This is a genomic window from Streptomyces sp. NPDC001549 (assembly GCF_042894025.1).
Classification (GTDB): Bacteria; Actinomycetota; Actinomycetes; order Streptomycetales; family Streptomycetaceae; genus Streptomyces; species Streptomyces kutzneri.
Window position 1 is genome coordinate 15,651 of record NZ_JBIAVJ010000040.1, and the last position, 13,990, is coordinate 29,640.

General features: G+C 70.9%; 9 protein-coding genes and 3 pseudogenes. 7 read left to right on the plus strand and 5 right to left on the minus strand.

The genetic code is table 11. From position 1 onward, the window contains the following. Nucleotides 1-50: 50 nt before the first annotated feature. Nucleotides 51-785 carry a DUF480 domain-containing protein gene (locus tag ACFY04_RS39920; RefSeq protein WP_389125288.1) on the minus strand — a complete coding sequence of 245 codons (735 nt, stop codon included), beginning with the start codon at nt 783-785 and terminating at the stop codon, nt 51-53. Nucleotides 786-1,053: 268 nt separating this feature from the next. Here ACFY04_RS39920 and ACFY04_RS39925 point away from each other — a divergent pair, with 268 nt between their 5' ends. Both ACFY04_RS39925 and ACFY04_RS39930 read left to right on the plus strand, forming a co-directional pair. Next, on the plus strand, nt 1,054-2,076 hold the full coding sequence (locus ACFY04_RS39925; RefSeq protein WP_389125290.1) for a hypothetical protein: 1,023 nt from the start codon (nt 1,054-1,056) through the stop codon (nt 2,074-2,076). A gap of 54 nt (nt 2,077-2,130) precedes the next feature. After that, a complete protein-coding gene (locus ACFY04_RS39930; RefSeq protein ID WP_389125292.1) occupies nt 2,131-3,285 on the plus strand; it encodes a serine hydrolase domain-containing protein in 1,155 nt (384 codons plus the stop codon). Between the two features lie 173 nt (nt 3,286-3,458). Here the strand turns inward: ACFY04_RS39930 and ACFY04_RS39935 are convergent. The 3 pseudogenes from ACFY04_RS39935 to ACFY04_RS39945 form a co-directional block, all read right to left on the minus strand. Continuing rightward, nucleotides 3,459-3,707 (minus strand): annotated as a pseudogene (locus tag ACFY04_RS39935) (sensor histidine kinase); the annotation flags it as partial. 87 nt (nt 3,708-3,794) lie between these two features. Beyond that, nucleotides 3,795-3,887, minus strand: a pseudogene (locus ACFY04_RS39940) (potassium-transporting ATPase subunit C); the annotation flags it as partial. Between the two features lie 4 nt (nt 3,888-3,891). Then, a pseudogene (locus ACFY04_RS39945) lies at nt 3,892-5,126 on the minus strand (HAD-IC family P-type ATPase); the annotation flags it as partial. A 209-nt stretch (nt 5,127-5,335) separates the two neighbouring features. Here ACFY04_RS39945 and ACFY04_RS39950 point away from each other — a divergent pair. The 5 genes from ACFY04_RS39950 (at nt 5,336) to ACFY04_RS39970 (ending at nt 12,523) form a co-directional block, all read left to right on the plus strand. Beyond that, nucleotides 5,336-7,288 carry a serine/threonine-protein kinase gene (locus ACFY04_RS39950; RefSeq protein ID WP_389125294.1) on the plus strand — a complete coding sequence of 651 codons (1,953 nt, stop codon included), beginning with the start codon at nt 5,336-5,338 and terminating at the stop codon, nt 7,286-7,288. Between the two features lie 71 nt (nt 7,289-7,359). Beyond that, complete coding sequence (locus tag ACFY04_RS39955) at nt 7,360-8,484, plus strand: saccharopine dehydrogenase (protein WP_389125295.1); 1,125 nt, start codon at nt 7,360-7,362, stop codon at nt 8,482-8,484. After that, a complete protein-coding gene (locus tag ACFY04_RS39960) occupies nt 8,481-9,092 on the plus strand; it encodes a TetR family transcriptional regulator (RefSeq protein WP_389125298.1) in 612 nt (203 codons plus the stop codon). Before ACFY04_RS39955 ends, ACFY04_RS39960 begins: the two co-directional genes overlap by 4 nt. A gap of 322 nt (nt 9,093-9,414) precedes the next feature. Next, nucleotides 9,415-11,352, plus strand: a complete 1,938-nt coding sequence (locus ACFY04_RS39965; RefSeq protein ID WP_389125301.1) for an amino acid transporter — start codon at nt 9,415-9,417, stop codon at nt 11,350-11,352. A 94-nt stretch (nt 11,353-11,446) separates the two neighbouring features. Continuing rightward, on the plus strand, nt 11,447-12,523 hold the full coding sequence (locus ACFY04_RS39970) for a hypothetical protein (RefSeq protein ID WP_389125303.1): 1,077 nt from the start codon (nt 11,447-11,449) through the stop codon (nt 12,521-12,523). A gap of 101 nt (nt 12,524-12,624) precedes the next feature. Here the strand turns inward: ACFY04_RS39970 and lysA are convergent, their stop codons facing one another. Then, nucleotides 12,625-13,977 carry a diaminopimelate decarboxylase gene (gene lysA / locus ACFY04_RS39975; protein WP_389125305.1) on the minus strand — a complete coding sequence of 451 codons (1,353 nt, stop codon included), beginning with the start codon at nt 13,975-13,977 and terminating at the stop codon, nt 12,625-12,627. Nucleotides 13,978-13,990: the final 13 nt, after the last annotated feature.

Consider the following 13,990-nt stretch of genomic DNA (forward strand, 5'->3'; position numbering starts at 1 on the left):
TCGTGTTCAGGCCGGCTCCGGTGCGGTCGGCAACGCGCGTGCGCCGTACCTCAGTCGGGTGTGCCTCGCCTCGCGGCATCGGCCTGCCGCCATTGCTCGGCCGCCTGGATCATCGTCCGGCCGACGTGCTCGAAGAAGTGGCCTATGTCCTGCATCCGGGTGCCGGCGGGCGTCGCGGTGCCGAGGACCTGGGCGCCGCGCAGGGCGAAGTCGGCCAGCATGGTGTTCTGACGGGCGCTGGCCATCCAGCCGCGGAACCAGGCGTCGGCGTCGATGACGTACCGGTCGCGCCGCCGGCCGGTGTCGCGTTCGCGCCTGATGAGTTCCTGCTGTTCGAGTTCGCCGACGGCCTTGGAGACGGAGGCGGGGCTGACCTGGAGGCGCTGGGCGAGCTCGGTGGCGGTGAGGCTGCCTCCGTCGGTGACGTACAGGCACGTCAGTACCCGGGCGGTCATCCGCGGGAGACCCGTACCGACCATCATCGCCGTGAACTGTTCCTCCAGTTCGAGGACAGCCTCCGGGTCGCGTCCGTGTGCGTCGCCCGCGGTCGGGGAGGCGGCCGGAGAGGCGGCCGGGGACTGCTTGCGGCGGCGGGCGCGGCCTGTGGTGGCGCGATGGGCCGCGTCGGCCCGATAGGCGGCGGGGCCGCCGTTGCGTGCCACCTCCCGGGTGACGGTGGAGATGGGCCGGCCCAGGCGCCCGGCGATGTCGGTGTAGCTGAGCCCTTCCCTCAACCCCTCGGCGATCTCCAGCCGCTCGTCGTGGGTCAGTCTGCCTCCGGGCATCGGCATTGCCTCCGTGTCAGGTCCGCGTGTGGGGTCAGTATTGCTTTCACGACCAGTTCATTGCAAATCTGCCGAGGCTGCATTTGCATTCGCCTTCATTGTCATTGCAAGAGATTTTCCTTTTGACCTGCATAAATGCAGGCCGGATCGATTTTTTGATTGACGAAAGAGTGAAAGCAATTTAGCTTTTAGTCATTCGCGAACAAGCGATGTGAACCGAGCGGGCCCGGACGAGGGCTGCTCGCCGCCCTGATCGGAGCCCCCCCCCATGACGTCCTTACTCACACCCGTCCGTGCCTGGCACCGGCCGCTGATGGTCTGCGCCGTCCTCATGTTCGGCCTGGTGCTCGCCTCCGGCGTCGGTACCGTCGTCGACGGACGGACGCTGCTGGACGAGTCGGTGTGGGTCAAGCCGCTCAAGTTCGGCTTCGCCTTCGGCCTCTACGCGGGCACACTGGCATGGCTGCTGACCAAGCTGACCAGGGGCAGGCGGCTGGGACGATGGCTGGGTACCGTCTTCGCGGTGGCCGCCACCGTGGAGGTGGGCGCCATCACCGTTCAGGCGGCGCGCGGCACCTTCAGTCACTTCAACGCGGACCAGACCGACCCGGTCACCCTGGCCCTGGTCCCGCTCCTCACCTTCGGCGTGATGGTCATCGTCATCGCGCAGTTGGTCCTCGCCGTCGTCGTCCTGATCCAGCGCACGGGCGGAGCGGCGCTGAACCGTGCCATCCGCTCCGGTCTCGCGCTCGCCACCTTCGGCATGGTCGTGCCGGTCTTCTGGATGGTCACCGAGATCCACTCCCGTACGGTGACCGACGCCAACGGCCACTCCGTGCAGATGTACCAGGGCCACGGCATCGGCGACCCCGACGGCCACGGCATGCCCCTCACCAACTGGAGCGTGACCGGCGGCGACTTCCGGGTACCGCACTTCTTCGCCCTGCACGGCATCCAGGTGCTCCTCCTGATCACCGTGGTACTGGCCGCCCTGGCCGCCGAGCGGGTCTGGCTGCGCGACGAGAAGGTACGGGCCCGCCTGGTCGGCAGTGCCGCCCTCGGCTACACGGGACTGGTCGCGGTGGTGACCTGGCAGGCGTGGCGCGGACAGTCCCTGATCCATCCGGACGCCGCCACCCTCCTCGCCCTCGCCGCGGTGCTGCTGCTCACGGCGGGGACCACCGTACGAGTGATCGTGACCGCCAAGCGTGCCACGGCCCGGCGCGCCACGGCCGAGCGTGCCACGGCGCGACCGGCCGGGATCCCCGAGCCCGCCCACCCGGCGCGCTGACACCACTTCCCTGATCCGGCGAACCGACCCCGAACTCCCGAAAGGAACACCGACATGACCCGTCACTTTTCCACCGAGGCGACCGCAGAGGGTACGCCGGCGGTCTCCGCAGCGGCCATCACGGCCACCCCCGACCGCTCCGCGATGCAGCACGTACTGGACCGCGCCGCCGCCCCGGGCGGCGCTCCCGGCATCGTCGTCGAGGTGCGCGACGGCCGTGGCGCGTGGTTCGGTTCGGCGGGAGTCTCCGACACCGGGACCGGGGAGAAACGCCGGCCGTCCGAGCGGTTCCGGATCGGGAGCACGACGAAGGCGTTCACCGCCACGCTCGTCCTGCAGCTGGCGGCCGAAGGCCGGCTCAGCCTCGACGACACGATCGAGCAGTGGCTGCCCGGGATGGTGGCGGGCAACGGCTACGACGGCCGTGCGATCACCGTCCGGCAGCTGCTCAACCACACCAGCGGCATCTTCAATTACGGCAACGACGCGGAGTTCTTCAAGAAGGGCATCGGCGCGGCGTGGTTCCAGCACCGCTACGACACCTATGTTCCCGAGCAGTTGATCAGGATCGGCCTGGCCACCCCGGCGCCCTTCGCTCCCGGGGACGCCTTCCTCTACTCCAACACCAACTACTTCCTGGCCGCCCTGATCGTCGAGAAGGTCACGGGCGGGACGCTCGCTGAAGCGCTCGCCCAGCGGATCGTCCGCCCCCTGGGGCTGACCGGGACCTGCCTGCCCGGCACGGAACCGACGATCCAAGGGCCGCACACCCGGCACTACTCCACCCTCTTCGCCTCCGGTGCGCAGCCCGGTATCCACGACGCGACCGACATGAACCAGTCCTTCGCGTGGGCGGCCGGCGGCATCATCTCGACCACGGGCGATCTGCAGCGCTTCTTCGGCGCGCTGCTCCAAGGGCACCTGCTGCCCGCCGAACAGCAGCGGGAGATGTTCACCACCGTCGACACCACGGGACCCGTCCCGTGGATCCCGGGCACCCGGTACGGCCTGGGCGTGTTCTCCTGGTCACTGCCGACCGGCGCCACGGTCTGGGGCAACGCGGGCGCGACGTACGGCTCGTGGACCTGTGCCATGGGCTTCCGTGACGGCAAACACCTGCTCACCAGCCAGGTCAACGGCGACTGGAGCGGCCTGGCCGTCCTCGCCGACATCCTGACCACCGAGTTCGGCGCGGCTGCCGGAAGCTGACGGCGAGAAGCTGAAGGCCTGTGGAGCGCTCCTACGAGGGAGCGCTCCACAGGCCGTGCCCTTCCGCGGGGCGCACGCCAGAGGTCGGAGGGCCGGGCTTCCCGATCAGGGTGCCGCCTCCGGCAGGAGGGCGAACTCGCCGACGGCGGTGGTCGGGGACCCGCCACCGGCCACGTGGTGGCATCGGCCGGGAGTTCGCCGGCCACCGGACGGGCGTTTCCGGCGATGGGCAGCGTGAGGACCATCGTCAGGCCGCCGCCGGGGGTGTCCTCGGCGGTCAGGGTGCCGTCCATCGCCTCCAGGAAACCCCTGGCGACCGCCGGCCCAAGGCCGACCCCGGTGCCGGCGGGCGCGTCTCCGTGCCGCTGGCAGGGTTCGAATATCCGGTCCTTGGCCTCGTCGGGGACACCCGGGCCCCGGTTGAAGCGGGACGCTGGGCTTCCCCCACCCGGCAGTAGCTGGGGGGAGATGGGCGTCCCGCCGGCTCCAGACCTTTGCTGTGCTCAATCTCAGCTCGTGGTCAGTGCCTTGAGCGCGGTGTTGAGTTCGAGGACGTTGACGCGCGGTTCGCCCATGAAGCCGAGGGTGCGGCCCTCGGTGTGCGTCTATCAGCAGCTGCTTGCCTATCCCGACGATCTCGATGAGCTTGGTGGGGTTGGAGTCCAGGTCCACCATGTTCCCGGCCTCCTTGGCGGCCGAGGTACCCGTGTTCATCGCCACGCCCACGTCGGCCTGAGCCAGCGCCGGTGCGTCGTTCGTACCGTCACCGTTCATCGCGACCAGCTTGCCGCCCGCCTGCTCCCGCTTGATGAGGGCCATCTTGTCCTCGGGAGTGGCCTCGGCGAAGAAGTCGTCGACACCCGCCTCCTCGGCGATGGCCTTCGCGGTCAGCGGGTTGTCACCCGTGATCATGACGGTCTTGATGCCCATGCGGCGCAGCTCGTCGAACCGCTCGCGCATGCCTCCTTGACCACGTCCTTGAGGTGGATGACACCGAGGACGCGGGCGCCCTTCTCGTCCTCGGCCGCCACCAGGAGCGGGGTGCCGTCGGCCTCGGAGATGTGGTTGGCGAGGAGGTCGGCGTCGTCGGAGACATGACCGCCCTGCTCCCTGACCCAGGTGATGACCGAACCGGCCGCGCCCTTACGGGTCTTCCTCCCGTCCACGTCGACACCCGACATCCGGGTCTGGGCGGTGAAGGCGATCCACTCGGCTCCGGCGAGCTCGCCCTGGTGGCGTTCGCGCAGGCCGTACTTCTCCTTCGCGAGAACCACGATCGAGCGGCCCTCGGGGGTCTCGTCGGCCAGCGAGGACAACTGCGCGGCGTCGGCGAGTTCGGCTTCCGTCGTGCCCTTGACCGGGACGAACTCCGAAGCCTGGCGGTTGCCGAGGGTGATGGTGCCCGTCTTGTCGAGCAGCAGCGTGGAGACGTCACCGGCAGCTTCGACGGCCCGGCCGGACATCGCCAGGACATTGCGCTGGACGAGGCGGTCCATGCCGGCGATGCCGATGGCGGAGAGGAGCGCGCCGATGGTGGTGGGGATCAGGCAGACCAGCAGCGCGGTGAGGACGATCATACGGTCGATGAAGGTCTCGCCGGGCTTCGTCGTGATCTTGACGACGATCCGGTCGGAGAGCACCTTGGTGCCACCGGTGACCGCACTGCGGTCGCCGCCCGACTCGCGGATGACCGGGGCGGACTCGCCGGTGATGGCGGATTCGTCCACGGACGCGACGCCTTCGACCACGTCACCGTCGCCGGGGATGATGTCCCCGGCCTCGCAGACCACCAGGTCGCCGATCCGCAGATCCGTGCCGGGCACCGACTCCTCGGTCGGCCCGGTCAGCCGGGGGCCGGTCGGTTCCTGCTCGTTCCACCGCCGGGGATCCCACGTCGCACGACGAGCCGGAGGGGGCCGGCGGAGGCAGCCTGGCCTCGTACGGGTGCTGCAGGTTTCCCCGCAGGACGGCACGGGGGAGGAGCCGGTCGGCAGGATGCGGCGGCGGATTCCGTAGGGGCAGCAGGGGCCGGCCCGGGGGATCGGGCGGGATGCGGGGGGCCTTGAACGTGGCGGGGATGCACATCGGCGGCCGGTACCGGCTGGAGGCGCTGCTCGGACGCGGCGGGATGGGTGAGGTGTGGCAGGCCCACGATCCCCGGCTCGATCGCAAGGTCGCGATCAAGTTCCTTTCCCCGCATCTGGCGGACGGCCACGTCGTGGACCGGTTCCACCGCGAGGCCCAGGTCACGGCGCGGCTCCAGCACGCGGGTATCGCGCAGGTCTTCGACAGCGGTGCGCAGGACGGACAGCTCCACTTGGTGATGGAGCTGCTCGACGGGCGGAATCTGGGTGCGGTGCTGCAGGAGCGGACGTCCGGGCTGCCTGTGCACCGGGCTGTGGACCTGGCCGCGCAAGTGGCCGACGCGCTCTCGTACGCCCACCGGGCGGACATCGTCCACCGGGACATCAAGCCCGCCAACCTCATGCTGGTCGCCGGCGGCCGGGTGAAGGTGTGCGACTTCGGGATCGCCGGGTTCGTCCATGCGGACTCCGGCCTGACCCGGGAGGGCAGCCTGATGGGGACGCCCGACTACATGGCGCCCGAACAGTGCCAGGGCCGGCGGGTCGACGGCCGGGCCGACCTGTACGCCCTCGGCTGTGTCCTGTTCGCCCTCCTCACCGGGAAGCCGCCGTTCACGACACACGGAGACTTCCGGGTCGTGATGATGGATCACATCCACACGCCGCCCCCGCGGCTGGCCGCTCTGCGGCCCGGCGTGCCCGTCGAGCTCGACCGGCTCGTCTCGGTGCTGCTCTCGAAGGATCCCGGTGACCGCCTGGCCTGCGCCGGGGTCGTCGCGGACCGGCTCAGGGACCTGACCTCCTGGCGTGCCGGCGGGCGGCTCTCCGTGCCGCGACAGGTCCCGACGTCCGCTTCCGCCTCGGGACCGGACCCCAGGTACGCGTACGCCGGTCGCCCGGCGCCGGCTCCTCCCGCCCCCGGTTTCACCATGGAGGCGTACTACGACAAGTGTCTTGACCCGGAGGCGGCCGAGGTCAACGCGATCGTCACGGTGACGGGTGCGGGCGCAGCCCCCGACGATACGGCGGCCGCGGCACCCCGTGCTCTGGTCTTCCTGCTCGGGCTCTCCGAGGGGCTTCCCGAAGCGGACTTCCGCGCCGTGACGGCTGCGGTCGGTGCCGCCGTCGAAGGCCTGGACGAGGGCGCTTCCTTCGCCGTCGTGGCGGGCTCGGACCATGCCCGGATGCTCTACCCGGACACCATGCGCCTGGTCCGGGCGAACGCGGAGACCAAGGCCGAGGCGCGCGCCGCACTGGCCGGGCTCGTGCCGATCGGGGCGGTCGCCTTCGGCAGGTGGCTGCGGCTCGCAGACCGGCTGTTGGCAGCGCACGGCGACGCCGTGCGCACCGCGATCCTCCTCATGGACCTGACCGTCACGGCGGAGAGCCCCGAAGAGCTGCCGGCCGTGCTCGCCTCGTGCGCCGGCCGCTTCTCCTGCCACGCCCGCGGTATCGGCACCGACTGGGAGGTGGCCCCGATCAGATCCATCACCACGGCGCTGTCCGGCACGACGGACATCGTCATGGATGCCTCGGAGCCCGCGTCGCCCCTCACGGGGGAGCTGGCCTCGCTCATCGCCCGGACCCGCCAGGCATTCGCCCGCAGCCTCGCCCTGCGGGTCGCGATGCCGGGGGGCGGGCAGGTGCGGTTCGTCAAGCAGCTCACCCCGTCCGTGGACGATCTCACCGGCCACGGGTACCAGGCCGGCCCTGGTACCCGTGAGTACCCCATCGACGTTCCGGACGGCGAGTCCTGCGACTACCACCTCCTGCTGGACCTGCCGCCCGGCCGCCATGACGACGAGGTGGTCGCAGCCGAGCTGAGCATCGTCGCCCTTCCCCCGTCCGGTGACGGACAGGCACTCGCCCGGCTTCCGATGCCGGTCCGGCGGGATACCGGGCCCACCGCGCCCCCGTAGCCAGGGGTTCCGTGATCCGGGTGCTGGTGGGGGAGTCGCGTTTTTAGGTCACCTGACCTAGAATTCTGGGCATGATCACCGAACCGCACGACGAGCTGCGCCCGGACCCCTCCGGCCCTGTACTGATCACCGGCGGATACGGCACCGTGGGCGCCGAGATCGCCCGCATCCTGGCCGTGGACACCCCGACCCTGCTCACCGGCCGCAACCCCGCCCGGGGCGAGGCGCTCGCCGCCGAAGTCGGTGGCGAGGTGCGTGCCTGGGACCTGACGGACCCCTCCCCCTTCCGGGCGGGCGTCCGGGCTGTCATCAGCTCGGTCAACGACCCCGAGGACCGGGTGCTGCACGCCGCCGCGGCCGCCGGCGTGCCCTACGTCGACATCACCCGGTGGACGGGCCGCCTGCAGCGGGCCGTCACCGTCGCCGCCCTGCTCCGACCGGCCGCCCCGGTCCTGCTGTCCTCCGCCTGGATGGGCGGCGTCAGCAGCCTGGTGGCGGCCGCGCTGGCCGAGGAACTGGGCGGCGCCGAGCAGGTCGAGATCGCCGTCCGCTGGGACATGGCCGACCGGGCCGGGGCGGATTCCGTCGAGTTCATGGACCGGCTGGGCGTGGCGTTCGAGGTGGTGGACGGCGGGAGACGCCGGCTCGCCTCCCCGATGACGGAGTCCCGTACGGTACGCATCGGCGGGACACCCGTACGCGTCGCCCGCATCGACACCCCGGAGCAGTTCACCCTCCCGCTGACCCTCGGCACCACCACGGCGGCGACCCGCATCGGGTTCAGCTCCCCGGCCGCGACCCGGGCGCTCCTCGCGCTGCGGGGCACGGGATTCTTCCGCTGGGCCGACGGGGAACGCTGGGCCCCCGCGCGCCGGGCCCTGCTCCACTCGCCCGGAGACGGCGGAACGGCCCGGCTGCGCGTGGACGTCACCCATCGCGGGCGCACACGCACCGCGACCGTCACCGATCCGCTCGGCCAGCACCACCTGACGGCGGTCGGAGCCGTCGCAGGCCTGCGCCGCGTCCTCGGCACCGACGGCTCCCCCGCCCCCCGGGGCGTGGTCTTCCCCGAGCAGCACCCGGATCCCGCCCGCGCGGTCGAGCTGCTCGCCGCACACGGTGCCGACCTCTCCTTCGACGAGGACGGCGCCGTCGGTACGGGCCACGGCCGGGCCGGAACGCAGGCCGCCGCATGAGCGCCGCGGCCGGACCGACCTCCAAGGGCCGCCAGCGGCGTACGGCCCTCCTCGACGCGGCCGAGCGCGTCCTCACCAGCTCCGGAGGGTCCGAACTGACCCTGCGGGCGGTCGCCGAGGAAGCCGGTGTCCGGCTGGGCCACCTCCAGTACTACTTCCCGGCCCGCGCCGCCCTCCTGTCCGCGCTCCTCGACCGCATCCTCGCCTCGTCCCTGGAACGGGTCACCGCCCTCACCGTCGCGCCCCCGCCCGGCACCGACCGCGAGGCCCTGCTCGACGCCGTCCTCTCCGACCACGACGACCCGCGCCTGGTACTGCTGTTCACCGAGGTGTGGGCACTGGCCGCGCACGACGAGGAAGCGGCCGCGGCGGTCCGCGCCTTCTACGACCAGTACGTCACGCACGTGGCCGCGTTCGTACGGGACCACGTGCCGGACCTGAGCGCCGCCGAAGCACACCACAGGGCCGAGGTGTTCGTCATGCTGATGGAGGGGTCCGCCCTGTTCCGCTCCGGCATCACCGGCCGCCGGACGGCCGGCACCGACGCCCGCCTGCGCGAGGCCGCGCTCACCCTGCTCGGGGGCGCCGCCCGGCGCCCCGGCGGATGACGGGTGCGGGCTCGGCCCATGGAGGTGAGGTGAAGGTGAAGACGCGTACGAAGCGCCCCTTCTGACGAAGCCCCTTCTGACGTGCGTCCGGTGCCGGGGCTCACTCGCATGCGTGCACGTCATCAGGGCCGCGTCGAAGATCGCCGGCTGCGCTCCGGGCGGCTCGCGTGAAGTGGGTCCGCTGCGCCACAGGTGGCCCTGTTCGCGTTAAGGACGCGTCAGGGTTTGCTCGCTCGCGTGCATAAAGGATCAGTCTGCATACGCTGGCTCCGCCGTCGGTGTCGATGGCTGATTCTTTGCCGTACGACAGGAGCCCCCCGCGATGGCCACCCCTGCCCGCACGTCACGCCTGCGCGCGTGGATGCTGGAAGGCTTGACCGCCGAGAACAGTTCGCCCGCCGCCAAGGAGGCGGCCGCCCAGCCGCACGGACGGCCGTGGTGGCGGGTCATGTGCCTGACGGGTCTCGACTACTTCTCCACCCTCGGCTACCAGCCCGGCATCGCGTTCCTCGCGGCCGGGCTGCTGTCACCGCTGGCGACCATCGTGCTCGTGCTGCTCACCCTGTTCGGCGCGCTGCCCGTCTACCGGCGGGTGGCCGAGGAGAGCCCGCACGGCGAGGGCTCCATCGCCATGCTGGAGCGGCTGCTCACCTTCTGGAAGGGGAAGCTCTTCGTCCTGACCCTGCTCGGGTTCGCGGCCACCGACTTCCTCATCACCATCACCCTCTCCGCCGCCGACGCGACCGCCCACATGGTGGAGAACCCGCACCTCACCAGCACCCTGCACGGCCACGAGGTACTGATCACCCTGATCCTGATCGCGCTCCTCGGCGCGGTGTTCCTCAAAGGGTTCAGCGAGGCCATCGGCGTGGCGGTGGTCCTGGTCTTCACATATCTCGGCCTGAACGTGGTCGTGGTGGCGGTCGGGCTGTGGCACGTGTTCACCGCACCGCAGGTCATCACCGACTGGACGACCGCGCTGACCGCCGAGCACGGCAATCCGTTCATGATGATCGCCATCGCGCTCGTCGTGTTCCCGAAGCTCGCGCTGGGCCTGTCCGGCTTCGAGACGGGTGTGGCGGTCATGCCGCACGTGAAGGGCGATCCCGAGGACACCCCCGAGAAGCCGGCAGGCCGGATCCGTGGTGCGAAGAAGCTGCTGACCACGGCGGCCGTCATCATGAGCATCTTCCTGATCTGCTCCAGCCTCATCACGACCCTGCTGATCCCGCCCGCCCAGTTCGAGCCGGGCGGCGAGGCCAACGGGCGCGCGCTCGCCTACCTGGCGCACGAGTACCTGGGCTCCGCCTTCGGCACGGTCTACGACATCTCCACGATCCTGATCCTGTGGTTCGCCGGCTCCTCCGCGATGGCGGGCCTGCTGAACCTGATGCCGCGCTACCTGCCCCGGTACGGCATGGCCCCGCACTGGGCGCGAGCGCTGCGACCGATGGTCATCGTGTTCACCCTCGTCGCGTTCCTGGTCACCTGGATCTTCGACGCCGACGTCGACGCCCAGGGCGGCGCCTACGCCACCGGTGTCCTCGTCCTGATCACCTCGGCCGCGGTCGCCGTGACCATCGCCGCCCGCCGGGCGGGGGAGCGCGGCTGGACCATCGGCTTCGGCATCATCTCCGCCGTCTTCATCTACACGACCGCCGTCAACATCGTCGAACGCCCCGACGGCGTGAAGATCGGCGCCTGCTTCATCGCCGGCATCATGGCCCTCTCCCTCCTCTCCCGACTCGCCCGCGTCTTCGAGCTGCGCGTCACGCACGTGGAGTTCGACGACATGGCCCAGCGGTTCATCCGCGACACCGCCAACCGCACGATCCGTTTCATCGCGAACGAGCCCGACAACCGGGACCGCGAGGAGTACCGGCAGAAGAAGGAACAGATCCGCGCGGACAACGACATCCCCGCCGGGGACGACGTGATGTTCGTCGAGGTCACCGTCCTGGACGCGTCCGAGTTCGAATCCGGCATGCGCGTACGCGGCGAAGTGCTGCACGACCGCTACCGCGTCCTGACCCTGGAGAGCTCCAGCATCCCCAACGCCCTCGCGGCCCTTCTGCTCCACGTCCGGGACGAGACCGGCCAGCGCCCGCACATCTACTTCGAGTGGACCGAGGGCAACCCGATGGCCAACTTCCTCCGGTTCTTCCTCTTCGGCCAGGGCGAGGTCGCCCCCGTCACCCGCGAGGTCATCCGGGAAGCCGAACCGGACCGGGCCCGTCGCCCCCACGTCCACGCCGGCTGAACCAGCCCCCTCCGCGTCAGAACGCCGACAGGAATCCCGCCGGACCTACCGCGGCGGCGTCAGCGACCCGTTCCTCGTCCACTGGCCCGACGGCATGCGGGCCCGCGGTGAGATCCGCGGCCAGTTCGCGCACATCATCGACATGGTCCCCACCGTCCTGGACGTGCTCGGCATCGAGGCGCCCGCGACCATTCGGGGCGTCACCCAGTCGCCCCTGCACGGCGTCAGCTTCGCACACACCTTCGACGACGCCGGCGCAGCGAGCTGCCACCGCACCCAGTACTACGAGATGCTCGGACACCGGGCGATCGACCACGACGGGTGGCGCGCCGTCTGCCCCTGGCCCGGCCCCTCGTTCGAGGAGGCCGAACGGCCCTTCGGCACTCCGATCACGATGGCCGACCTCGACGACCTCGACGCCCACCACTGGGAGCTCTACCACGTCGACGAGGACATCGCCGAGACCAAGAACCTCGCCCAGGAGCACCGCAGCAAACTCATCGAGATGATCGCCCTGTGGTACGTGGAAGCCGGCAAGTACGACGTCATGCCGATCGACGGCAGCGTCCTGCAGCGCATCATGACCGAGCGCCCGCAGATCACCGAGAACCGCACCAGCTACACCTTCCGCTCCGGCACCCAGGCCATGCCCGCCGCGGTCGCCCCCCGGCTCCTCAACCGCCCGCACAGCGTCACCGCCGACGTCGAGATCCCACCCGGCGGCGCGCAGGGCGTCCTGATCAGCCAGGGCACCAACGCCGGCGGCTGGTCCCTCTACGTCAAGGACAACCACCTGCACTACGCCCACAACTTCGTCCAGCGCGCCCTGCACCACGTGGTCTCCGGCGAGAGCCTGCCCGAGGGGCGGCACGCGCTGCGTTTCGAGCCCACCGGCGCCCCCGACATGACCCACGGCAAGGGCGCACCCGGCCGCGCACAGCTCTACATCGACGGCCGCCTCGTCGGACAGAGCGACATGCCGGTCACCACCCCGATCGCCGTCAACCCGGGAGGCATGGCCTGCGGCGCCAACCCCGGATCGGCCGTCACCCCCGACTACCACGCGCCGTTCCACTTCACCGGCACCCTCCACAGCGTCACCGTCGACCTGTCCGGCGACCTCATCGTCGACGCGGAGAGCGAGATGCGCATGCACATGGCCCGCCAGTAAGCCGACCGCCCCAGAAAGCGTTCGTACAGGTGACGGGGCGCACCTTGCGATCGCACGTACCGGTCGCCGCTCCCTGATCCGGCCTGATCGACGCGACACCCCTAGCTGCCGACGTCCCGGCTGCGGAAGTCCTCCAGCGTCTCGCGCCGGACCAGCAACCGCGACGTGCCGTCGTGGACGGCGACCACAGGGGGACGCCCCACCATGTTGTAACCGGACGCCATGGACAGCTGGTACGCGCCCGCCACCGGTACGGCGAGCAGGTCACCGGGGCGGATGTCGCCCGGCAGTTCCGCATCGGCCGCGAGAACGTCCCCGGCCTCGCAGTGCCGGCCGACGACCGTGGCCGTGCAGGGACCGGCAGTGGAGTGCCGACCGATCAGGCGGGGCGCGTAGCGCACCCCGTACAGGGCGGGCCGCGGGTTGTCGCTCATCCCGCCGTCCACGGCGACGAACACCTTCTCCCCGGTGTGCTTGACGGCGAGCACGCGATACAGGGCGACCCCGGCCGGACCGGCGACGGCACGTCCCGGTTCGATGACGAGCCGGGGCACGGGCAGGCCCGCGGCGGCGCAGCTTTCGCCGAGCTCGGCGCGGAGGCCGCGGGCGAGGGCGGTGAGGTCGAGGGCGGACTCGCCCGGCCGGTAGGCGATGCCGTGGCCGCCGCCCATGTCCAGCTCGGGCAGGACGATGCCGTGCGCGTCACGGATGCGGGCCATCAGCCCGACCATCCTGCGCAGGGCGACGCGGTAGGGCTCCACCTCGGTGATCTGGGAGCCGATGTGGCAGTGCAGGCCGGTCAGTTCGAGCTGAGGCCGGCCGAGTATGCGGGCGATGGCGTCCAGCGCCGATCCGTCGGTGAGCGAGAGGCCGAACTTCTGGTCCTCCGTACCGGTGCGGATCTTCTCGTGGCCCCCGGCCGAGACGCCCGGCACCACCCGCACCATCACCTTCTGGTGTCCCTCCGGCCCGACGGCGGCCTCGATCCGGGCGATCTCGGACGGCCCGTCGATGACGATACGGCCGACCCCGAGCCGCAGCGCCGTCCCGATGTCCCGGGGCGATTTCGCGTTGCCGTGCAGCACGATCCGTTCGGGCGGGAACCCGGCCGTGACGGCGAGCTCCAGCTCCCCGGCGGAGCAGACGTCCAGCCCCAGTCCTTCCTCCTCCACCCAGCGCACCATCGCCCGGGAGAGGAAGGCCTTGGCGGCGTAGAGGACGTCGGCCTCGGGGAGGGCCGCGCGGTAGGTGCGGCACCGCTCGCGGACCTCGCCCTCGTCCAGAACGTAGGCCGGGGTGTCGAACCGGTCGGCGATCTCCGTCAGGGACACCCCGCCGACGGTCACGTCACCGTGCGGAAGCAGGGTCGTGGAGGCGGGCCACACGGACAGTTCACCGGCACGAGCCGGAATCTCGGAGACGGAGACGGAGGCGGAGACGGAGGCGATGGCCATGGTGCGGTTCCCT